The sequence below is a fragment of the Pseudomonas sp. Leaf48 genome, from assembly GCF_001421885.1.
Lineage (GTDB): Bacteria > Pseudomonadota > Gammaproteobacteria > Pseudomonadales > Pseudomonadaceae > Aquipseudomonas.
Window position 1 is genome coordinate 33103 of sequence record NZ_LMLH01000002.1, and the last position, 22097, is coordinate 55199.

Annotated in this window: 16 protein-coding genes and 1 other RNA gene; 5 read left to right on the forward strand and 12 right to left on the reverse strand. The window is 55.7% G+C overall.

Annotated features, from left to right (window positions below):
- The first annotated feature begins 203 nt into the window (after positions 1-203).
- From ASE98_RS02225 to ASE98_RS02235, 4 genes are all read left to right on the forward strand, one after another.
- Positions 204-1508, forward strand: coding sequence for a site-specific integrase (locus ASE98_RS02225; protein ID WP_060539787.1), 1305 nt, complete (start codon positions 204-206; stop codon positions 1506-1508).
- Between the two features lie 315 nt (positions 1509-1823).
- A complete protein-coding gene (locus tag ASE98_RS02230) occupies positions 1824-2408 on the forward strand; it encodes a hypothetical protein (protein WP_060539788.1) in 585 nt (194 codons plus the stop codon).
- A gap of 10 nt (positions 2409-2418) precedes the next feature.
- Positions 2419-3300 (forward strand): SMODS domain-containing nucleotidyltransferase, encoded by an 882-nt coding sequence (locus ASE98_RS27625; RefSeq protein ID WP_082457454.1) that lies wholly within the window; start codon positions 2419-2421, stop codon positions 3298-3300.
- A complete protein-coding gene (locus ASE98_RS02235) occupies positions 3221-3859 on the forward strand; it encodes an SLATT domain-containing protein (protein WP_156465463.1) in 639 nt (212 codons plus the stop codon). The genes ASE98_RS27625 and ASE98_RS02235 overlap by 80 nt, the downstream gene beginning before the upstream one ends.
- A gap of 292 nt (positions 3860-4151) precedes the next feature.
- Here the strand turns inward: ASE98_RS02235 and ASE98_RS02240 are convergent, their stop codons facing one another.
- The 3 genes from ASE98_RS02240 to ASE98_RS02255 all read right to left on the reverse strand — a co-directional run bounded on the left by ASE98_RS02240 (position 4152) and on the right by ASE98_RS02255 (position 6839).
- Positions 4152-4844 carry a hypothetical protein gene (locus ASE98_RS02240; protein ID WP_060539789.1) on the reverse strand — a complete coding sequence of 231 codons (693 nt, stop codon included), beginning with the start codon at positions 4842-4844 and terminating at the stop codon, positions 4152-4154.
- A gap of 339 nt (positions 4845-5183) precedes the next feature.
- Complete coding sequence (locus ASE98_RS02245; RefSeq protein ID WP_060539790.1) at positions 5184-5804, reverse strand: recombinase family protein; 621 nt, start codon at positions 5802-5804, stop codon at positions 5184-5186.
- A gap of 660 nt (positions 5805-6464) precedes the next feature.
- Positions 6465-6839, reverse strand: a complete 375-nt coding sequence (locus ASE98_RS02255) for a hypothetical protein (protein ID WP_060539791.1) — start codon at positions 6837-6839, stop codon at positions 6465-6467.
- 134 nt (positions 6840-6973) lie between these two features.
- On the opposite strand from ASE98_RS02255, the gene ASE98_RS02260 reads away from it, so the two are divergent.
- Positions 6974-7357 (forward strand): hypothetical protein, encoded by a 384-nt coding sequence (locus ASE98_RS02260; RefSeq protein ID WP_060539792.1) that lies wholly within the window; start codon positions 6974-6976, stop codon positions 7355-7357.
- A gap of 639 nt (positions 7358-7996) precedes the next feature.
- Here the strand turns inward: ASE98_RS02260 and ASE98_RS02265 are convergent.
- The 9 genes from ASE98_RS02265 to ASE98_RS02305 form a co-directional block, all read right to left on the reverse strand.
- A complete protein-coding gene (locus ASE98_RS02265; protein WP_060539793.1) occupies positions 7997-8863 on the reverse strand; it encodes a helix-turn-helix domain-containing protein in 867 nt (288 codons plus the stop codon).
- 116 nt (positions 8864-8979) lie between these two features.
- On the reverse strand, positions 8980-9681 hold the full coding sequence (locus ASE98_RS02270) for a hypothetical protein (RefSeq protein WP_060539794.1): 702 nt from the start codon (positions 9679-9681) through the stop codon (positions 8980-8982).
- Between the two features lie 606 nt (positions 9682-10287).
- The gene (locus tag ASE98_RS02275; RefSeq protein WP_156465464.1) at positions 10288-12192 is read right to left on the reverse strand and encodes a hypothetical protein; all 1905 of its coding nucleotides are present in this window, start codon (positions 12190-12192) and stop codon (positions 10288-10290) included.
- Positions 12193-12675: 483 nt separating this feature from the next.
- Positions 12676-12772: signal recognition particle sRNA small type (gene ffs / locus ASE98_RS02280), an RNA gene on the reverse strand.
- A 159-nt stretch (positions 12773-12931) separates the two neighbouring features.
- Positions 12932-14098 carry a zinc-binding metallopeptidase family protein gene (locus ASE98_RS02285; protein WP_060539796.1) on the reverse strand — a complete coding sequence of 389 codons (1167 nt, stop codon included), beginning with the start codon at positions 14096-14098 and terminating at the stop codon, positions 12932-12934.
- A gap of 128 nt (positions 14099-14226) precedes the next feature.
- Complete coding sequence (gene ligA, locus ASE98_RS02290; RefSeq protein ID WP_060539797.1) at positions 14227-16584, reverse strand: NAD-dependent DNA ligase LigA; 2358 nt, start codon at positions 16582-16584, stop codon at positions 14227-14229.
- A 66-nt stretch (positions 16585-16650) separates the two neighbouring features.
- Positions 16651-17505 carry a cell division protein ZipA gene (gene zipA, locus ASE98_RS02295; RefSeq protein ID WP_060539798.1) on the reverse strand — a complete coding sequence of 285 codons (855 nt, stop codon included), beginning with the start codon at positions 17503-17505 and terminating at the stop codon, positions 16651-16653.
- Positions 17506-17762: 257 nt separating this feature from the next.
- On the reverse strand, positions 17763-21251 hold the full coding sequence (gene smc / locus ASE98_RS02300) for a chromosome segregation protein SMC (RefSeq protein ID WP_060539799.1): 3489 nt from the start codon (positions 21249-21251) through the stop codon (positions 17763-17765).
- Between the two features lie 2 nt (positions 21252-21253).
- Positions 21254-21913, reverse strand: a complete 660-nt coding sequence (locus ASE98_RS02305; protein ID WP_060539915.1) for a GntR family transcriptional regulator — start codon at positions 21911-21913, stop codon at positions 21254-21256.
- Positions 21914-22097: the final 184 nt, after the last annotated feature.

The following is a 22097-nucleotide window of genomic DNA, read 5'->3' on the forward strand; positions in this document are numbered from 1 at the left end:
TTCCCGCTGTGGCTGCTTCCTTCCGGATCTGACCAGGTGGCATGCCAGCATGCTCGCTGATCGTTGCGGGCCTTACGGGGTAAGGGTTTCAGGCTTATGAGGTTGCTAGATATCTACCGTGCGAACTCCCTGCACGAGCAGTAAAAAACTCGGGGTGTAGCCAGCACTGTCACACTTTGCTGTCACACTTTGGTGTCACACCCATGGCCTACCTGATTAAACGCGGGGCGCTCTACTACCTTAATCTCAAGCTGCCCAAGCACCTCTTTCCGAGGTGTCACACTTTACGTCTGAGCCTGAACATTCGGCAGCGGCAGAGTGCCCTGTTCCTCGCTGCGTCACTGGCTCAGCAGGTTCACATACATCTAAATGAACACCCCCTAGAAGACCTCCTGACGCTCCGTGAGCTGTGCTCGCAATGGCGGGATGCTGCACCAACGCAGACCATCCAGCCTGCCCCAAGGAAGGCACCAGCGGCTACCGTGAATCAGCCCAGTGACGGTCCTACCCTCGCCACCTTATCCAAGCTCTATATAGAAGAAGGAAAACGTGGAGGCACGTGGCGTGAGGTCAGCACGCACGAAGTCGAACGCACACTACGGGATTTGTTCGAACTGATGGGCGACATGCCCGTGAAAGCATTCGACGTCCAGCAAGCCCGACTGTTGAAAGATCGTCTGAGTCGCTGCCCGCAATACTTCGGTTTACGCCCCGAGTACGAGGGTAAGACCCTGAAACAGGTGGTTGAGTCTGGGGCCTCTTACAAGACCATCACCGCTGTTACCGTAAACAATCGCTTACGCAAACTCTCGGCATTCATGAACTGGTGCAAGACAAATGGATACGTAGCGGACAATCCATTGATGGGACTTAAGGTCATGACCGGGTCTGCGAAGGAAGCCCGGTTGTCCTTTGATCGACATGATCTGACCATCCTACTGGATGAGGCTGCACTCAAAGTCGAAGCCCGCAAGCATCCATGGCGTTACTGGTTGCCGCTCCTTGGGCGAGCCACCGGAGCACGGTTGGAAGAACTTTGCCAGCTGCGGGTGGATGACTTCATCGAACAACAGGGCATCCAGTGCATCCGCATCGATGACAGTCGCGAAGGCCAGAACCTCAAGAACTCCAGCAGCCGACGCATTCTCCCCTTGCACCCTGCCCTGATAGAACTGGGGATAATCCTGCATGTTGAGTCAGTCCGGGCGACTGGGGCAGATCGTCTGTTCCCTGAACTTGAAGCAGTACGGGGAAAGCTAGGGCATGCACCGTCAAAATGGTTCAGTCGCTACAAGAGCAGGCAAGGGCTAACAGATCCAAAGAAGACGTTCCACAGCTTCCGGCATACATTGATCGATGAGCTGCGGAACGCAGGGGTACAGGACTCGCTAATCAAGCGCATTGCAGGACACGAAGACAGTGCAGTCACGTTTAGTATCTACGGAAGTCGGACCCCATTGAAGGCAATGGCAGAAGCCCTTCAACACATCAGCCTGGATAGTCACTGACTTCATGCACAGGCTGTGTCGTGTGCCCCAGCCTGAACCTTGTCAATCGAAATACTCCCGCTGGATCGTCAGCAGACCTTGGTGGACAACCGAGGACTCACAACGGTGAGTATTGGGGCTTTATTTCAAAACGGCTGGACCACCATTGTGGTCCCAGCTATCTTACCTCGTACCCGCTTCTTTCTTCATGCCTACTCGCCACTACCGCAACAAAGGTATGCCCTCATGCGTATTAGCCGCTTTCATACCCAAAACGCAGATTAGAACAGCACAAGCTAAAATACAGTCAAAGCACAACAAAAATACCGAGCGAACATGGACGAACTTACCTTTGCATCAGAACTTGTCAAAGTCCTAGCCTGGCCAACAGCAACAATTTTATTGGCGACCACGCTAAGAAAACCCATTATGGGCCTCATCCCACTAATGAGAAAGCTCAAGTACAAAGAACTTGAACTTGAATTCTCACAGGAAGTTCACGCATTGAAGGCGGAAGCCTCGCCCATCATTGGCACTTCAAAGAAAGATGAGCTGCCCGCCGCCAATCTTAAAGCACTCAGCTTAGTTCCCCTATCAACTCGTGCAGCTATTATGGAGGCATGGATTGATGTCGAAACAGCTGCTACAGAAACTGCAAGCTCCTTTTGGAACCAGTCACCCGATGAAACAATGCGCAACTTCCCTAGACTAGGCGAATACCTGCACGACTGCAAAGTCATCGACAACAAACAACTAAGCATCTACAAAAAACTTCAACAGCTTCGCAATAAAGCAGCTCACATGGAAGAGCTACACCTAAGCGAGGAAGACGCTAAGTCCTACATCGCGATGGCCTACAACCTAGCCCACCACATTAAAACCTTCACGACACAGAAGCCGCATTACTCGGTGGTCAATTAGGAGCAGAGCTATGGCCTTAGCAGAGTGGTTCAGTACGTTTTGTTACAACATCAGAACACAAGATGGCGGCACCATTTCAAGTCGATACAAGAACATTACTCGCCGACTAAACAATGATTACTGGAATACATCATCAGATGTAGCTCATGGATTGTATCTTGGCTCTTATGGGCGAAACACCGCAACCCAGGGCTTTAGCGATTTAGACGTGTTATTTGAGTTACCCTTTGCAGTGTACCAACAGTACAACAATCACATCGGAAACGGCCAATCTTCCTTACTTCAGGCAGTCAAAAGGAGCATCGAGCAAACATATCCAAATACGAGCATCAGAGGCGACGGCCAAGTGATACTCATTCCATTTACTGATGGAATTACCTTCGAAGTGCTACCAGCTTTCGTTAATACTGATAACAGCTATACGTACCCTGACGCGAACAATGGTGGGCGATGGAGGGTCACGAACCCAAAACCAGAGATCGCTGCAATACGAGCACGAAACACTAGCAGCAATGGAAATTTAGTCCCCCTATGTCGAATGATGCGAGCCTGGAGAAAAAAATGGGACGTCCCGATTAGCGGCTTGCTGATTGACACACTGGCATATCAGTTTATTGATACGTGGGCACACAAAGACAAATCGTACTTATATTATGACTACATGTGCCGTGATTTTTTCCACTTCCTAGCAAACCAGGACAGCAACAAAACTTACTGGACAGCACCTGGCAGCGGTCAGCACGTGTACGCTACAGGATTATTCCAATGGAAGGCCACAAGGTGCTATAACATAGCACGCGAAGCGATAGAACATGAAATGGCCACCCCAAAACGAGAGTGGTCAGCAAAACAAAAATGGAGAGAAATATTTGGAACCTCATTCCCAGACTAACGACACTCCACAATCAAGAACGATTCTTGAGGGGCAGCTACGCGAATGCTATGGGCGAGTTGTATACTCTCATAAGACGCATGAAAAGTGTGCAGACATCCTTTTAACCCGACTCTCCAGAATTAAGCTATGGCAGCTTATCCTGTCAGCCTTAACAACAGGTGGTTTCGTCGCTGCGGCGTTTGGCGGAGATAAAATTGCTGCACTTGCCGGCATGTTAATATCTACCATATTGCTCGTATTAAACGCCTACACAAAGAACTACGACTTAGGCGAACTCTCTCAAAAGCATCGGCAAGCGGGTGCAGATTTGTGGATTATCAGGGAGAAGTATCTTTCTCTTATCACGGATTTACGCATGGGTGAAAAGCCCATCGGAACCCTACAAGGTGTAAGAGATGACCTATTGGAGCAGCTACATGCTGTTTACTCTGGAGCTCCAAGCACAACGTATAAAGCATACAGAAAGGCACAAGAGGCGCTTAAGAAACTCGAAGACATGACGTTTTCGGATGAGGAGATTGACGCATTCCTACCGAAGGAGCTTAAGCGAGGCTAACAATAGAAGCGTGGCTACTATTCATGATGGCTCGCGATATAGGCCATCTAACTTACTGCTACCTCCGGAAGCCGAATTAGAGACTAAACAGCGAGATTTGCGGAGGGCCCATCAGACCATCGCCCGGTTGATCATTCTGCACCGTGATAGCTCCATTGAGCTTGCCACTCTGAAGGTCGAACATGAGCGCCTACGATGGACGCTGAGTGACGCTTGCCGGCGAGAGAGTGAACGGGAAACGGCACGGATGGGCTATGCCTGCGGCGATCACACTAAGGGCACGGCTCCAGGTCTACCGTGTGATGTTGGCAAGTAAGGGAATCCGTCGCGCCTGTAGCCGGACAATCTCTGCGGGTACGGTGGGCTGTTTATTCACCAAGCTCTCCAACCCCATAATGTCCATGTCAATCCAAAACAAGACGATGGCATCGACAAATTCTGCTAACAACTCAACCCGCCATTGAACGGAATGAACTGATGGGTATCGCTCAGGACACAATTCCGGGTGCAGCTTGAACAGCTTCCTCGAAGAATTACCATCGCCATGACGGCACGCATTACCCAAGAGCTGAAGCTTGTTCAGAGTGACGTACGAATCGAAGGCGGTGAGGTCAGTTCCACGAATATACTGAAACAGCTTGTTTGTCCTTTCACCCCAAGGCGAATGCTCCAGTTCGGCCGCCGTCACACCCACGATTCCCAAGGTGCTAACGCAGTTACCAAGGTAGCGGCGAAGCTGTTGCTCCCAGAGCGATTGGATTGACAAACAGAATGCCATGTTCGTCTTATTGATCAGGTCGCGGTGATCATGAGCCATGAAGCCGGAAATCACCAGATCATCACTGCTCTCCAGCTCTCGTTGTTTTTGACTCAGAGCTGACAGCGACGGCTTCACAACAAGAGTAAAAAACTCTTCGGCAATGTCACCGTTTCTATAGGCGTAGGCATCAGCCCAACCGTGCTTCCATGCGTGAGGCGTTGTCATCGTCAATCCCTTGTGTCGTTGCAGAGCCGATGATTTTACCAGCCAAGACCGCTTTCCACAGGATCTTGGCGCCCCGCCGCGAAACAAGTGCAACTCTCGGTACGATCCAGATTCCGGCTTGGAAAATAAATGGGCACTTGGGCGTGAGAATCCACAGAAACCGCCGCATCGCTTAGCAGCCCGCTACCCGCCCATCCAGAATCGCGAATGAATACAAAATAACATTCCGAGTTGTTAAAGAGCGGTGATGCAGCGTGGTTGTGTGAACATCTTTCTTCCCTCGTGGACTGTTCGCACTACGTTGATGAATGTGTTTGTCACTTGTCTACTGCTAACGCTCTAGGCTTTCACCTGACCAAGAACGTAGGTCCCTACGGGCTTGCTCACCACCATCACCCTGTTCCAGTGACGCTTCACCGTGGCAATGCCAATGCCTAGCTTCTCTGCTGTCTCAGACTGACTGCACCCTTGCTCCCTCAGTTCGAGAACATCACGAGTGGTTGACTGAGCTTCCGGCCTACCAAGCTTCTTACCTTCCTTCTTGGCTCGCTCCAGCCCCGCTTGTGTCCGCTCGATCAACAGGTCACGTTCGAACTCAGCTACTGCCCCAAGCACCTGCATGGTCATCTTCCCTGCTGCACTAGTGAGGTCTACCCCACCCAGAGCCAGGCAGTGAACACGGATGCCATTCGAGGCCAAATGCTCAACCGTCTGACGTACATCCATTGCGTTACGACCCAATCGGTCAAGCTTGGTGACGATCAGCACATCACCGCTCTCCATACGATCTAGCAGCTTCTGGAAGCCGGGGCGCTCCGTTGCGGCGATGCTGCCCGAGATTGTTTCCTCAACCACCCTACCCGCTTGCACATCGAAGCCAGCATTCTTCACCTCTTGTATCTGGTTCTCGGTGAACTGGCTGGCAGTGGAGCAGCGTGCATAAAGGAAAGTGCGGGACATGGCGGGCGGCTCCTTGCTGGTATCGGTTAAGGTGGGATCACGATACCGAGGGATCATCTTTATGTCAAGGCTAGTTTGATGATACCGATTCAAGGCCCATTTGCCGGGATCGTTTAACGGTCGTTTGTTGATACGAGCGCCCTACTCCCCTCGGAGCACTCGGATAGCACTGGCTATGCCTTCAGCGTTCGAGTCTAGGACTTGCAGGGCTGTCACTGCGCTGTCTGCCACATCTACAGAGCCCCGCTCAGCCACCCACTTGGCGAGTTCTTCAATGGCAGCACCAATCCCGTTCTGACTGATCGTCAACAACTCTAGGGCGTTGGCAATGGCTTCGTTCTGTCTGACATGGCGATCTTCCTTGAGAGCTGGAACCAGCAGCCTAGACCAACTCAGGGCATCTGAGGATATCAGGCGTCTGACCAAGGCACAGGATGCAGATCTTCTTTCGCCATGCACGAATCCAACGATTCAGACCAGACATCGTCAGTCTGTTGCGAAAACCCAGCGACTAGCGCTCACACAAGGCCTTGCCTAGCTTCCAGCATCTACGAGCCCCAAAAAATGCGGGTTCCAGCGGTGGGCACCCTCTTCGCTCCAGGTCATACATGTGATTGGCGTAGGGTTTCGGTAGGGTTTAGAGGGGGTTTCCGTGATGTCTTATTCAACCGTCTTCGTTCGAACCGAAGGGAAGACCATAGGGATCGTGAATTGAATCCTTGATTCTTTCCCGGCCTTCTCCTTCATATCTCCACCTACGTTTACCCCGAACGAGGCGACACCCACTTTCAACCCCGCCTTTCCCTGCGTCTCTCCTTCTGTGGACACAGCCACGTCGAAAGTCACTCGCTCTACAAGTCGGCCTTCCGAATCATTCCTCTCCGTTGTACGACCAAACCCCTGAGCAGCGTTCGAGTACGTGGTAAGCCGAGTGGGGTTGACCACTGCGTCTGTGTCTTTCAGTGCCTCACTTGCAGCCAAGATCCCTTCTGCAATCTGGGTCAGGCTGGTAGAGATGAAATCCTTGAGATCCATGGTGATGTCCTTGTGTTGCGGAATAGGTAAGCACAACACCAGCGTAGCAGTGACAGTGGGACTTTCACTGACCACTGTCTAAGCTGATCACATCGCCATTAACGGCCTGAACTACAGCAACAGGGACAACAGGTATGAACGACTGGCAAAGGATGTGGGTTGTGGTGAGCCTGATACTGGCGATACTCATTGGCTGGTATGCGTACCTGCTACTGCCCACTGAATGGGGAATCACGAACAACTACGATTCAAGAGTTGAACAGTTGACACGCTACCTGAAGGAATCCTTAGAACAGGAAAATGCTTATCCCGGTCGGGGTGAGTACATCGCCAGCTTGAGAGAAGACATTCGTAAAGAAAAAGAAAACCTCCCACTAGAACTTGCAAAATTACCCAAGGAGCGAAGGGAGCATGTAACTTTTGCATTCGGCATTTGGCTAGCGTTGAGTGTGGGGCTGTACATCGCTGGCTGGCTAGTTGGATGGATCTACCGGGGCTTCCGCCCTAAGAAGGCTTAACCCTTTCCATCGCCACTGTTGTGAACTTCCGTTCACTGGCAACACTGTTCACAGCTCACGCTGTGGGGCTAGTCAGCGCTTCTGCACTGTAGGATGCCGTATAGAGCAATTGCACAGAGCGGAGCTCTAAACAGCATACCCCTTAAAACGTTATCCCATGGTAGGCGGCAGCCTTGAAGTTGCAACCGAAAGAGATTGGCGGATGAATTGATATACATCAATCCGCCTACACTCATGAACTGCCGTTCATCGCAGGGAACACCGTAGACCTTCCGCTCTTGCACAGACACAAAAAAACATAACCACAATCCAGCTTCGCTGTTGCCCTTGATCTTCTTTACTGTGCAAGACGAATGCGTGAGCATTAAGGGTGATCCCCCTGTCAGCGACGCTGACGATAGTACCACTCAAGCGGAAGCCTACTTTCTCACTTGCTGGGGATACATACGTATCTATATTCCCAGCTACACCATCAGGTTATCGCCTCTCTAAGAGGTATACAGTCGTGAAGTCCCTTCACCGTGCACCCATTCCCAAGGTAAATCTAATCAAAGGCAAGACTCCCTCGGAGAGGCAGTCCATCTCTCCGCTTCCGCAGAGAGATTGCTCTATGATACATGCGGCGGAAACTGTACCCCCCTATGCTGCCAGAACGAACGCTTCATCTCGCCACTTCCTGATGGTCTTCGGTGACACGCCTGTTTCTCGTTCGATTGCCTTTATCGGAGTTTGCTTTGCCAGCAACGACAGTACTTCACTCTTCCTGGGGTGCTGCTGTCGCGCCGTTATCGCTACGACATTGCTAGTAGGCGAAAAGCCTATTGCCTCATCGGCCTCGTACTCTTCAGCGCTCTTGAACTGCGTTAGGGTGCGTAGATCGTAATGCAACTTAGCGAGTTCTTCAGCACTCGGCACAATCAACTCATCCTGATCCTCCCATGCACATGGTTTGGGCTCTGACTCTATGCCCTCCATCTCTCTGTAGAGTGAGCGAGGCCGCTCATCCATCATCCATGGAATAATCAGCTCAATCGCCTTTACGTAACGTACGGCATGTCTCTCACCGAGGTGCAGTAGCTCCATTACCGTTTCTGTCGTTACGACGGAGAGACTTTCCAAGACGACCACAAGTTTACGCACAGACAATGGCATCGATTTTCCGCCCACGCCAATAGGGCGATCATGCCAGTCTAACCGTGCAATTCCTTCAATGGTCTCCAGTGCAAAGACAGGGTATCGGCCCCAGCATGTAGTGCAACCGATAAACCCGAAGAACGGATTATCAATGGACTTGGGTTTCCGTCCTGTGGCCATCTTGGGGGCTTGTTCAATCCTGGTTTTTTCTTTCAGCTTCGGAGCATTGTCGACCAGCCACTTGTCAGCATTGGCTGCAATACGTGCATCTAGAGCTTCAAGTTCTGCCGAGGTTAATAGATTGGACGCGGAGCTGGGCTTGGTGTTGTGGATTGTGCTTGTAGTCGAATTCAAAGCGAGTGTGTGCTGCATGGTGGGGCTCCTTGTTCAAGTTCATGTCATAGGCAGTTCCTCTCAGGTAGTGCCGGGTTTGGTTGTCAAATAGCGCCCGTCGCAGCAAGTGACTACGACGGCAGCATTGGAGCTTTTTAGTCGTGGATATGGTGCGTACAAGTGCGGAGTCGTTGAATAACACGGGCATCAATCCGCCCTTCATACGTATCTGCCAACTCATTGCAATACATACGATGAGCGGCCTTGTACACCTCGAAGGCTTCGATAATGTTGCGGAACTTTCCTAAATACACTTGTTTGCCATGCATCGACAGGCGAGATTTAAAACCCTCCCCTCTGGTCGATAGAGTTACACCAATCGGAAGCCTCCCTCTCTGACTTCGAGTATCTCGGAAGATTTGATTGATCACCCTCGGAACTAACGAGCAGAATTCTGGCGCGTACACGGTATTGAGCGGATCAAGAATATCCTTGTCCAGTTCCATGTCCTTCTCATACGCATAAGGCTGACTCACAAACCAATCTGCAAACTCTTGGAAGTCGCGCCATTTAGGGCAAACAGTACAGCCAGCATATGTAATAGCTTCAGACTTGTAGCACCGTCTCAGCATGTCTTTCCATCGCTGATATGACCGGCATGTCGTTTCGTAATGCGGCATGCCCAATGCCCTGCGCCTTTCCGCTGAATTGTAGCCAACGCCACATACTAACCTACCGCTTCGCGGAGGTGAGAAGAGTGGAGCCTCTTCACCCAATGAGTAGTCGAGATGGATGCCGAAGAATTCCGGGTGTACGTAAAATGTTTTGATGTTGAACTGTTCATTGCTGTGTTTCATGAGTTCCTCCTAGTAGTAGATCGTGAATTACGGGCGTAAAAAAACCGACTCAAGGTCGGCAGCGTCGTCATCGTTCGATCTTCCGGAAAGGAATGAACTCTGTTAGCGTCGGTGCTTGGCCTCTTTTCTGGGTTTGATCATTTGTGGGCGATTCATGGTTATTCCCGTAATGTTACTTGACCGTCGGTGGTGGTCAGCCAATGTCGGGGCGAAAAAAAACCGCATTACGCGGCCAGAGTTACATTCGATTTGATCGATCATTTTCATGATTGGATGCGTTCGCTGTGTGCTCTCTGGTTTTGCCTCGTGATTGTTTGGTCGCCTCGTTGGCGACGGGGCGAACTATATGCTGAAGGCAACACTGATGTCAAGCTATTTGACATACTACTACGCTCTTCGTCATCCAGTGCCTCGGTAACGGTGGGTTGTTCGGTCTTATCGCCCTACTTGGAGTTACAGTCCCCATGGAGGTATCTTGCAACACCTCCACCATCCGTTTGCAGCCCAACTGACTAACAATAGACATTCGCCGATACGCAACTTGGGAGAGCGGCGGACCGATGAAACACGGAATTCGAGTTTTAGGCGATTCCGGCAGGTTACTGGTCAATCGTCGCCAGAAGAGCCGATCTCCAAGAGCGCCGCATCATTGCCTAAAGGTACGCTGACATATGGGGTCCCGTCCTCCATCGGCCAAGGACAGATCTGAACTGTCCAAAGTAGGCGTTCTACATGCCTGCTGAGCGCAAAGATGTTTTCACTCGTGAACTGACCATCGGCATCATACAAATTACGGAGATCACGAGCGAACAACTCCAACCAAAAGTTCAAGTCATAGGCTTTCAAATCACCCGGTAAAGATGAGCCCGGGAATACATCTTGAGAGGGCAGGCCATCTCGATGTCCTAGCCACTGCGCCGCATGCGTCAGGACAAAAGAGATATGCGGCAAAGCTTCGCCGAGCAAGTTCTCCAAACTATTGCTGACTCTGTAGGCGAGCCTAGCCTTAGCGATCGCTTCGTGCGCTGCTGCTAAACTATCCCTGACTAAGGTAGCGTAGCGCTCACCAGCCTTAGGATCGCAGAACGCGCTCTCTCTTGCCCCGAAATAGCTACCTGGCGCTGCTGAGACACTTGAGTGGAGCATTCTGGTGATCTCGTCGGGTGTTGCCACCGAGATGCCTTTGAGTTGCGCCTCGTAACGCTCGGTGTGCCCGAGGTCAGCTAGCATATTCAAAATCAGGTGGATGGCAGACGTCCGATTATCTTCGTCATCAGAGAGCAGCCAGTCAGCGATCACGGAGTCAATTACGATATGTGACTTGGACTCGCCTCCACGAAACACCTGGACGGACTTAGCGACCGGGCGACCGTAATCGCGAGGCTGGCTTTCGCTGGGGCTAATAGCTTCGTCGCCACGATCAAGCCCCAGCAAGGCGGCAGGATAGTCGAACGCGAACGTAATGCCATCAAGGGTCGCTAAGGGAATGCCCCTGCCCATCTCGTGGACGATGACCTTGATTATTTCGCCGAGTCTAGTGGCGATTTCAGAGTCTGCGAAGTCCAAGCAGGTTAGCGAAAAGGAGAACGACGCAAGGTCCTCAGTTTCACTGACTCGAGGCTCCACTGGGATTCCGCTTACTTTCACACCTCCGGTACGTCGCCGAAAACCCGACAGCGCCTTGTCGACACTAGCCCGGATCGCCTTAGCAGGTCTTTGTCCGATCAAGTCGGAAAGGCCTGCACCATCGTCGGCGCAGCGCGAGATAAAAAAGCTGTCGCTGCAAGCGACGCTTCCAGCGTTCAGGGACTTCACCTCAATGGGTGCTTTGACCCCTGCCCAACCGACGAGAATCCGATCATGCGAAAGAGGCAGGATTACAAGCTCAACCTTTTCCCGATCACTTAACAGCAGCGGCGCGAAATCCTGCCCCTTCTCACGCGCCAGCACAACACAGTCAGGCAGCACCGCTCCCACGACCTCTTGAGTGCTCCACGATAACTCCGCCAATCTCTCTTCCCAACGACTGTTCTGAATGGCTTCCAGCGACTTATTGTGGGCCTCGCGGATCTGGACCGGGATATTCTTCGTCATCTCAGTAAGTGCCTGAACAATCATAGGTCCGGCCCCCGCAAAGAACGAGTCGAAGCGCTCCCGAGACATGAAGCTGAGCATCCGGCGTGCAAGAGGATGCGGAATAGCTAGCGCGTCGAGGGGGAGCGACTTTAAAGCGTCGTCGACCCCGCCTTGGAAGGCCGCAGCACCGCCAAGCTTGTCCAAGTCGATATGGTCCCGTACGACGTTCGGGTCGGAGAGCACTGGAATTGCTGCATTGAAGATCTGCACCGCACCTTGCTCGAATACTGATCGCACATGAGCGGTTCTTAACATCAGATGGGTCGTTAGACGCGCTGCAACTTTTGGGTCAATCGGCTCATCAACCGGCGCTCTTCTCAATGCCGAAAGCTCACCATCAAGTCCGCCTTCAATCGCCGTAATCACGTCGTCCAATGTCTCTACGCCATCAGCTCGGAGCTTGGAGTAAAAATACTCGCCTACCCCGACATCTCGTATCCCGACTAAACGCGCCCGGGCACCACGTCGATGCAGCCAAGTACGCTCAGCGTCGCAATGTGGGTCGTAAAGGAAACCACGCTGAAGAAACCGTGGGACATAGTGCTGACGCTTTCCGGCCATAACGTTCTGTTCGCCTCCCTATCTAGTGATGTTGACCATCCTGACGGAAAATCTATGGTCAACACAAATGCAACTAGCGGCCTAGGGTAAGGAGTCGAGGCTGGCAAATGATGAAGGGCTAGAAAAAGCATTACCCACTAGGGGCGTAGGCACGATTAAAGAACTGGGCGAGAGAAAAATGATCAAGGTAAGATCGTCAGCACAGTGCACCACTTAGGTGTACCTAAACGCTGTCACACTTCGAGATTTTTTACTGAAAAATCCTTGAGGATTCAAGGACTTAGAGATAGGTGGTAACCCCACCAGCCACACCCCGGCACACAATGTTCCCGCTGTGGCTGCTGCCTTCCGGCTCTGACCAGGTTCACGGGTAATCGTTGCGGGGGGACCGATGGGGTCACCATAACGACGCTCACCTGTCGGCGAGCCGCGCCATTGTACCTATCTGAGACGAAGTTACAACTGTTCGGACGGATTAAAAAAAATGAGTCGCTTCAAGGACATGCGCAGAAGTGGAAAGATTGTCCGAACGCGGCCCGCACGACGGCTGCGCCTACAGATCCTGCAGCACCTCGTCCGCCCTGCCGCCTTCCTGCTGGATCACCAGGTGGATGAAGTGCAGCTTGGCGATCACCGCCGGCGGCAGCACGAATGGATAGAAATCCGGCTGCCCCATGCTGCGGGACAGTTCGTTGAGCATTCCGGCCAGTTCGATCCATGCGTTGACGAACGCCAGAAATGCCGCGCCCCCGGGGTGTTGCGGGTCGTAAAGGGTGCCAGGCGCAAACGGCTGGAAGTCGAGATCCAGCTCCCTGGCACTCATGCCGAATCCCTGTGCCGTGTCCACCGCGTCCATCATGTGCAGGTAGTGGGCCCAGGTTTCCGCCCAGTCTTCCCATGGGTGCATGGTGGCGTAGGCGCTGACGTAATGCTGTGGCCAGTCCGGCGGTGCGCCCTGCTGATAATGCCGCTCGAGCGCATCGGTGTAGCTCGTACGCTCGTCGCCGAACAGCCCGCGAAACGCCTCCAGCCAATAGCTGCCTCCGATCAGTCGATCCCAGTAGTAATGCCCGACCTCGTGACGAAAATGCCCGAGCAGCGTGCGATAGGGCTCGTGCATCTGCACCCGCACCTGTTCGCGGTGAACGTCGTCGGCTTCGTTGATATCAAGGGTGATCAGGCCGTTGGCATGCCCGGTGGTGGGCGGTTTGCCGTCGAGGTCGACGCCGATAAAATCGAACGCCAGCCCGGCCGTTTCGTCCACGGTTTTCGGGATGACCTGCAGGCCCAGGCTGATCAGTTGCGCGACCAGCCGTCGTTTCGCGGTTTCGACCTTGCACCAGCGTTCGTGATTTTGCGCGATCGTCAGGTCGGGAATGGTGCGGTTCAGGCTGCAGGCGATGCACAGCAGGTCGCGACCGGTGTCCGGGAGCAACCAATTGCACGCAGCGGGCGAATCGAGGTTGGCACAGCGGCGGAACAAGCCCGCTTCGGGGTCGGCATCAAGTAACCAGTTGTCCGGCTGAACGCCGGGCTGCAGCGAGGATAGACGGCCGAGTTGTGGCTGATAGCCCAGGGCGGCCGAACAGGCCAGGCACTGACTGTTGCGGAAAAACAGCGACTGCCCGCAACGACAGGGCCAGACCTTGCTGTTGCGCGAATTTTGCGCCGTGAAGGGGGCGCTGATTCGCGAAGTCAGCTGTTCGAAAAAACGGTGCATGGCGATCTCTCCCTGGGGCTTGCCAAGACTAGATCATTGCGGTGAGCGGATCGTTCCCACGCTTTTTTGTGGGAATACTGCCTCGGACGCTCCGCGCCCGCAGTGACGCAGAGCGTGGGAACGATCAATTACACAGAAATGCCGTGGGTCTGCAGAAAACCGACAAACGCTTCTTCGTCCAGCACTTTCAATCCCAGCTCATTGGCCTTGGTCAGCTTCGACCCGGCACCGGGACCGGCAACCACGCAGTGAGTCTTGGCCGACACCGAGCCTGCGACCTTGGCTCCCAGGCTTTCGAGTTTGTCCTTGGCGACATCGCGGCTCATCAATTCCAGCGAGCCGGTCAGGACCCAGGTCTGCCCGGCCAGCGGTAAACCTTCGACGACTTTCTTTTCGCTTTGCCAGTGCATGCCGAAAGCGGCCAGCTGCTGTTCGGCGGCCTGCGCCAATCGGCGATTCTCTTCGACTGCAAAGAACTCTCGAACCGAATTGGCCTGCTTCTCCGGCAGCGCCTGGCGCATGTCCAGCCAGTCCGCGTCGATTACCCCTTGCAGGGAGCCGAACCTGTCGGCCAGTTTCTGTGCCCCGCCCGGCCCTACCGAGGGAATGTGCAACTTGTCGAGAAAACCACCCAGGGTGGTGCTGGCGGCGAACTCGGCGCCCAGCTCGCCCTGATCCTGAATCTGCAAACCATGTTTGAGCAGGTCGGCGATCACTTGCTGGTTGTGGGCATCCTCGAAGAAGCTGTGGATCTCGTGAGCAACTTCCAGACCGACATCCGGCAAGTACGTCAGCACTTGAGGCAAGGCTTGCTGCACTCGCTCCAGCGAGCCCAGCGAGCGCGCCAGGACCTTGGCCGTCTCTTCGCCGACATCGGGAATCCCGAGGGCGTAGATGAATCGAGCCAGACCTGGCTTCTTGCTGTCTTCAATGGCGTCCAGCAGCTTGTTGCTCGATACCTCGGCGAAACCCTCCAGGTCGACAATGTCGTCGAACTTCAGGGCATACAGATCAGCGGGCGAACTCACCAGACCTTCATCCACGAGCTGCTCGACGCTCTTGTCGCCCAGGCCTTCGATGTCCATGGCACGGCGGGACACGAAGTGAATGATTGCCTGCTTGAGTTGCGCACCACAGGCCAGCCGACCGACACAGCGGTACACCGCACCTTCGCTGACGGTCTCGCGGCCTTTGCTGCGCTTGACCAGTTGCGTGCGTTCGACATGGGAGCCGCACACCGGGCACTGCTCAGGAATCTGCACCGGTCGCGCATTCTCCGGGCGGCGCTCGGTGACCACTTGCACCACTTGCGGGATCACGTCGCCGGCGCGGCGGATGATCACCGTGTCGCCGATCATCAGACCCAGGCGCGCCACTTCATCCATGTTGTGCAGCGTGGCGTTGGCCACGGTGACGCCCGCGACCTTGACCGGTTTCAGACGCGCCACTGGCGTGACAGCGCCGGTGCGGCCGACCTGGAATTCCACATCGAGCAGCTCGGTGAGCTCTTCCATGGCCGGGAATTTATGCGCGATGGCCCAACGCGGTTCGCGGGCACGAAAACCCAACTCACGCTGCGAGGCAATGCTGTTGACCTTGAACACCACGCCATCGATTTCATAGGGCAATGCGTTGCGACGTTCGCCGATATCGCGGTAGTAGTCCAGGCACTCGCCGATGCCGTGCGCCAGCTTCAGTTCATGGCTGATGGGCATGCCCCAGTCTTTCAGCTGCTGCAGATTACCGATGTGCGTATCGGCGATATCCGCGGATACCTGGCCGATGCCGTAGCAGCAGAATTCCAGCGGGCGGTTGGCGGTGATCTTCGAATCCAGCTGGCGCAAGCTCCCCGCCGCCGCGTTGCGCGGGTTGGCGAAAGTCTTGCCGCCGACTTCCAGTTGCGTGGCGTTGAGCCGCTCGAAACCAGACTTTGACATGAATACTTCACCGCGCACTTCAAGGGTCGCCGGCCAGCCGGTGCCCTGCAGCTTGAGCGGGATATTGCGTACGGTGCGCACGTTGACGCTGATGTCTTCACCCGTGGTGCCGTCGCCACGTGTCGCGCCGCGTACCAGCACGCCATCCTGATACAACAGGCTGACCGCCAGGCCGTCGAGCTTCGGTTCGCAGCTGTACTCCACCGCAGCGCCGCCACCGAACAGATCACCGGCCGGCAGATCCAGACCTTCGGTCACCCGGCGATCGAACTCGCGCATGTCGGTTTCTTCGAAGGCGTTGCCAAGGCTGAGCATCGGTACTTCGTGACGCACCTGGGTGAACGCCGACAACGCCGCACTGCCCACTCGCTGGGTCGGCGAATCGCTGGTGACCAGCTCCGGATTGGCCGCTTCAAGGGCTTTGAGCTCATGGAACAAGCGATCGTACTCGGCGTCCGGGATGCTCGGTTCGTCGAGGACGTGGTAGCGATAGTTGTGCTGATTCAGCTCAGCTCGCAATTCTAGAATGCGGTTTTTCGCGGCGGTCATGGGTGTTCTCTCTTAAAGCAAAAGAGCAGCCGAGGCTGCTCTAATCTTATCTGCGATCTCTTGCCTTTATCGTTTCTGGGTCAAGGCGCGGCGCTCGAACTCGACGATGCGCTGACGGTAATGCTCGATCGTCTGGGCGGTCAGTACGCTGCGCTGGTCGTCCTTCAGTTCGCCGTTCAGCTCCTGGGACAGTTTGCGTGCCGCTGCCACCATCACATCGAAGGCTTGCTTGGGATGACGCGGGCCAGGCAGACCGAGGAAGAAGCTCACCGCCGGCGTGCTGAAGTGGTCGATGTCGTCCAGATCGAATACGCCAGGCTTGACCGCGTTGGCCATGGAGAACAGCACTTCGCCGTTACCCGCCATGCTTTCGTGGCGATGGAAGATGTCCATTTCGCCAAAGCGCAGACCGCTTTCCAGAATGTTCTGCAACAATGCCGGGCCCTTGAAGCCGGCGGCGTCACGGCAGATCACACTGATCACCAGCACTTCTTCGGCTTGCGCCTGATCTTTTTCGCTGGCCGAACCACCCACCTTGGTGTCATCCGGGAAATCGTCGTCACGGCTGCTGAAGCTCGGGCCGCCGTCCAGGTCCAGGCTGAGGTTCATGTCGCCCTGGGAAGGCTCGCCATGCCCACGCTTGCCACGCTTGGAACCCGACTCGCGAGGTTCACGGGCCGGCATGCTCACCGACGGCAGATCCTGCTCGTCGAGCTGCGGCTCTTTATGCGTATCCAGCACGCGCGGCGGGCCCAACAGCTCGGCGCTGGTGTCCTCGTCGGGCAGGTTGGACAGATTTCGATCCAGGCGGAATTTCAGTTTTCCCTTGCCACCGCGCATGCGGCGCCAGCCATCGAAAAGAATACCGGCAATGACAATGATGCCGATGACGATCAGCCACTCGCGCAGACCGATTTCCATGTAATCCCGTGCCTCTATAAAAAATGCTGAAAAATAAGGGGTTTACAACCTGTAAACCGCTTTAAAACGTGGCGCCAACTCTATGTTCTGACAGGCGTTTTGCCCACGTATACGAAAAATTGACATTAAACTAGCACGACCAAAGGCAACTTTACACCGTCTACCACCTTGGCTTGCGCGAATATGTCGAATTGCCAGCAAGTCAAAACCAGTAAAAAAGTCCGATAGACCGCAATTCCCGTCCTTCAACCTGCGGTTCAGGCGTCCACCATCGCCATCGCCTCCTCGACATCTACCGCCACCAGACGCGAACAACCGGGTTCATGCATCGTCACCCCCATCAGTTGATCGGCCATTTCCATGGCGATCTTGTTGTGGGTGATGTAGATGAATTGCACCGTCTGCGACATTTCTTTGACCAGCCTTGCGTAGCGTCCAACGTTAGCGTCATCCAGTGGTGCGTCAACTTCATCGAGCATGCAGAACGGCGCCGGGTTCAACTTGAAGATCGCAAAAACCAGGGCCAATGCGGTCAGGGCTTTTTCGCCACCGGAGAGCAAATGGATGGTGCTGTTCTTCTTCCCGGGCGGTTGCGCCATGATTGTCACCCCTGTATCGAGTAGATCTTCGCCCGTCAGTTCCAAATACGCGCGTCCTCCACCGAAAACTTTTGGGAAAAGCGCCTGTAAACCGCCGTTGATCTGATCAAAGGTATCCTTGAAGCGGTTGCGGGTTTCCTTGTCGATCTTGCGAATCACGTTCTCGAGCGTCTCGAGGGCTTCGACCAGATCGGCGTCCTGGGCATCCAGATAACGTTTACGCTCCGATTGTTGCTGGTATTCGTCGATGGCCGCGAGGTTGATCGCGCCCAGGCGCTGAATCCGCGCGGCAATGCGCTCAAGCTCTTCTTCGGCGTCTTTCTCGCTGGCCTCGGGCGTCAGCGTGGCGAGCACGCCATGCAGGTCGTAACCGTCTTCCAGCAATTGATCCTGCAAAGTCTTGCGGCGCACGGTAAGGGCCTGCCATTCCATGCGCTGCTGCTCGAGCTGGCCGCGAATCAGCTGCGATTGCTGCTCGGCCTGGTTGCGTCGTTTCTCGGCGTCGCGCAATTCGCGGTCGGCGTCTTCGAGAGCGATCTGTGCGGTCTTGAGCTCTTCGTCGACGCTCATGCGCTTGTCGAGCAATTCTTCGAGTTTCAGGCGCAGCTCTTCCAGCGGCGCCTCGCCCTCCTCCAGATTCAGGCTCAATTGCTCGCGCTTTTCGGTCAGGCGTTCGGACTGCATTTCCAGCCGCTCGAGCGCCTGGCGCGTCGAGTCGTGCTGGGCCTTGAGCGAGCCCAGGCGCACGGCCAGTTGATGAGCGTGATCCTTGTGCTGGCGCGCCTCCTGACGCACCCGGTCAAGGCGCTCGCGCAAGCTATCGCGCTGGGCCAGCAGCAACTCGCGCTGCTCGGTGTCCAGGGCCATGCTGTCGAGGGCTTCCTGCAATTGCAGGCGGGCCTCGCCGATGTTTTCGTGCTCCAGGGCGCGCTGCTCGTCCAGCTCGATGAGCTCGTCGTCGAGGCGGGTGCGGCGCAGGGTCAACTGCTCGGCCTTGGCTTTGCCGGCGGACAACTGCGCCTTGAGTTCGCCCTGCTGACGCGCCTCGTCCTGAAGCAGGCGGCGCAAATGCTCGCGACCGTTTTCCTGTTGACGCTGTTGCGCCCGCAGGTTTTGCAGTTGGGCTTCCAGTGTTTCCACTGCGGCCTCGCGCTCTTCGCGCTCAAGGCTCAGTTGCTGGATTTCCTGACCACGGGCCAGCACGCCGCTTTCCGCTTCGCTGGCCCGGCGCACACGCAGGAAGTGTCGACCGACCCAGTAACCGTCGCGACTGATCAGGCTCTGGCCCGCGGCCAGTTGAGCGCGCAAGGCCAGGGCCTGCTCCAGACTGTCGACTGGCTTGACCTGCCCCAGCCAGGGCGACAGATCAATCTGCGCCTCGACCTTGTCAAGCAGGCTGCCCGGCACCCGCACACCATCGCCGGCGGGACTCAGCAAGCGCAGATCGCCCTGGGCAAACCCGGACAGATCGAAATCGTTGAAATCATCCACCAGCACCGCTTGCAGGTCGGCGCCGAGCACGGTTTCCACCGCCAGCTCCCAGCCCGCCTCAACCTTCAGGCCTTCGGCCAGGCGCGGACGATTCGCCAGGTTCTGCTCGCGCAGCCATTCGGCGGTGCCGGTGCCAGGATCGAGCGCGGCTTGCTGCAGAGCTTCGAGGGACGCCAGGCGACCGTTGAGTCGCTGCAAATCGCCTTGGGCCTGCTGTTGCGCCGACAGCGCCTGCTGCAGTTCCTGTCGTAATTGCTCTAGCTTTTCGACCTGCGCTTCTTCGCTGGTCTGCAAATCCTCGAGCGTCGCTTCGGATTCAGCAAGCTGCTCGCTGAGCTCCATGATCGCCGCGTCTTCCGGGTCGGCCGACAGCAAGGCGCGTTCCTCACCCAGACGTTTCTGACGATCGGCCAGGCGCTCCAGGCTGGTTTCCAGCTGCTGGATCCGCGACTGCTGCACTTCGGCCTGACGCCGGGGTTCGGCGGCGGTGAGGTTGAAGGTGTCCCACTGCTCCTGCCAGCCATGCATGGTGGTTTCGGATTCTTCCAGCGCGGCGGCGGCCTCTTCGGCGGCGGCACTGGTGACTTCCTGCTCGGGCGTGAGCATGTCCAGCTCTTCGCCCAGGGTCAGCAACAGCGTGCGGTCGTGGCCCAGGTGGGATTCGGTTTCCAGGCGGGCACGCTCGGCCTCTTTCAGATCATCCTGCAACTGGCGCAGGCGTTGCTGACCATGCTGGATACTCTGCTCGACCCGGGCGATGTCGCCGCCAACCGAATAGAAGCGCCCCTGCACCAGATTGAAGCGTTCGGAGAGGTCGTGGTGGCCGTCGCGCAAGCGTTCGATGCTCGCATCGGCATTGCGCTGTTCGGCCACCAGGGCTTCGAAGGAAACTTCCTGGTTGCCGATGATCGCTTCGCGCTGGCCGACCTGATCGTTCAGCGCCTGCCAGCGCAGGGCTGACAGCTGGGCTTTGAGCTGTCGCTCCTCGCCCTTGAATTCCTGATACTTCTTGGCGGCCTCCGCCTGGCGGTGCAAGCGTTCGAGCTGACGCGCAAGCTCTTCGCGCAGGTCGGTCAGGCGCTCAAGGTTTTCGTGGGTGCGGCGGATGCGGTTTTCCGTCTCGCGCCGGCGCTCCTTGTACTTGGAAATGCCTGCGGCTTCTTCGATAAAGTTGCGCAGGTCTTCAGGCTTGGACTCGATCAGCTTGGAGATCATCCCCTGCTCGATGATCGAGTAGCTGCGCGGGCCCAGGCCAGTGCCGAGGAAAATGTCGGTGATGTCGCGACGCCGGCATTTGGTGCCGTTGAGGTAATAGGTGGTCTGGCTGTCGCGGGTCACTTTGCGGCGGATGGAAATTTCCGCGTAGGCGGCGTACTCACCGAGCAAGGTGCCGTCGGAGTTGTCGAACACCAGTTCGATGCTCGCCTGGCTCACCGGCTTGCGGCTGGTCGAGCCGTTGAAGATGACGTCTGTCATCGACTCGCCGCGCAGGTTTTTGGCCGAGCTTTCGCCCATCACCCAGCGCACGGCGTCGATGATGTTCGACTTGCCGCAACCATTGGGTCCGACCACCGCCGCCATGTTACTGGGGAAGTTCACCGTGGTCGGGTCGACGAAGGACTTGAACCCCGCCAGCTTGATGCACTTTAGCCGCACGCTCAGGCGTCCGTCAGCGCGCAGATCACCAAATCGCAGCTGCGCTGGGTGTAAGCCGTCAACACTTCGCGAATCTGCGCAACGTCACGGGCGATCACGGCGGCGAGCAAGCGATCGAACAGATCGAGGAATTCGCTCATCGAAGCCTTGCGCTGATCCAGGGCGAGAAAATACGCGCGGCTCATGGCCGGTTGCAGATTTTCCACGGTTTCCTGCAGATACGGGTTATTGGCGAAGGAGTACGTGGCGCGCATCACACTGAAACTGTCATCGACGAAGGCATGGATGTCCTGGCGTTCGTAGCTGGCCGTGAGGTGCTGCTGAATCTGCACGAAGGGCGCCAGGTCCGCCTGGGCTTTCCAGCCACTGGCCACGGCGTTGGCGAGCAGAATGTACATCTCGCTCATCAGCGTGCACAGGCTCTGTACCTTGTGCGCACTGAGCTCGGTCACATGGGCGCCGCGCCGCGGCAGGATGGCGATCAGGTGGCGTCGCTCGAGGATCAGCAACGCCTCACGGACCGAACCGCGACTGACATTGAGCGCCAGCGTGACCTTCTGTTCCTGGATGCGCTCCCCGGGCTTCATTTCGCCACGAATGATGCGCTCGGCGAGGTGGTGAGCAATTTGCTCGGCGAGGCTGTCCGGCGCCTTGAACGTCATGGTTGTCCCTTCAAACTCTTCGATCTGCACAAGCGGCGCAGTGTAGCGCAATTGCCAGGCCATGGCGGAGTGCCCGTCGGGTGGTTTTTGGCACGATTCAAGCAAAAAAGCAGGCAGATGAACCAGGGTCAATACTGAACAAACAGGTTGTTAACCGCTAAAACGATCTTTCCTGACCTTACAG

What these genes read in the sequence shown, in the direction of transcription:
- ASE98_RS02235 (WP_156465463.1), top strand. Translation starts at nt 3,221, where the DNA reads ATGAAATGGCCACCCCAAAACGAGAGTGGTCAGCAAAACAAAAATGGA.
- ASE98_RS02225 (WP_060539787.1), top strand. Translation starts at nt 204, where the DNA reads ATGGCCTACCTGATTAAACGCGGGGCGCTCTACTACCTTAATCTCAAG.
- ASE98_RS02305 (WP_060539915.1), bottom strand. Translation starts at nt 21,913, where the DNA reads ATGACGTTCAAGGCGCCGGACAGCCTCGCCGAGCAAATTGCTCACCAC.
- ASE98_RS02255 (WP_060539791.1), bottom strand. Translation starts at nt 6,839, where the DNA reads ATGGATCTCAAGGATTTCATCTCTACCAGCCTGACCCAGATTGCAGAA.
- ASE98_RS02265 (WP_060539793.1), bottom strand. Translation starts at nt 8,863, where the DNA reads ATGCAGCACACACTCGCTTTGAATTCGACTACAAGCACAATCCACAAC.
- ASE98_RS02270 (WP_060539794.1), bottom strand. Translation starts at nt 9,681, where the DNA reads ATGAAACACAGCAATGAACAGTTCAACATCAAAACATTTTACGTACAC.
- ASE98_RS02260 (WP_060539792.1), top strand. Translation starts at nt 6,974, where the DNA reads ATGAACGACTGGCAAAGGATGTGGGTTGTGGTGAGCCTGATACTGGCG.
- ASE98_RS02285 (WP_060539796.1), bottom strand. Translation starts at nt 14,098, where the DNA reads ATGCACCGTTTTTTCGAACAGCTGACTTCGCGAATCAGCGCCCCCTTC.
- zipA (WP_060539798.1), bottom strand. Translation starts at nt 17,505, where the DNA reads ATGGAAATCGGTCTGCGCGAGTGGCTGATCGTCATCGGCATCATTGTC.
- ASE98_RS02245 (WP_060539790.1), bottom strand. Translation starts at nt 5,804, where the DNA reads ATGTCCCGCACTTTCCTTTATGCACGCTGCTCCACTGCCAGCCAGTTC.
- ASE98_RS27625 (WP_082457454.1), top strand. Translation starts at nt 2,419, where the DNA reads ATGGCCTTAGCAGAGTGGTTCAGTACGTTTTGTTACAACATCAGAACA.
- ligA (WP_060539797.1), bottom strand. Translation starts at nt 16,584, where the DNA reads ATGACCGCCGCGAAAAACCGCATTCTAGAATTGCGAGCTGAGCTGAAT.
- ASE98_RS02230 (WP_060539788.1), top strand. Translation starts at nt 1,824, where the DNA reads ATGGACGAACTTACCTTTGCATCAGAACTTGTCAAAGTCCTAGCCTGG.
- ASE98_RS02240 (WP_060539789.1), bottom strand. Translation starts at nt 4,844, where the DNA reads ATGACAACGCCTCACGCATGGAAGCACGGTTGGGCTGATGCCTACGCC.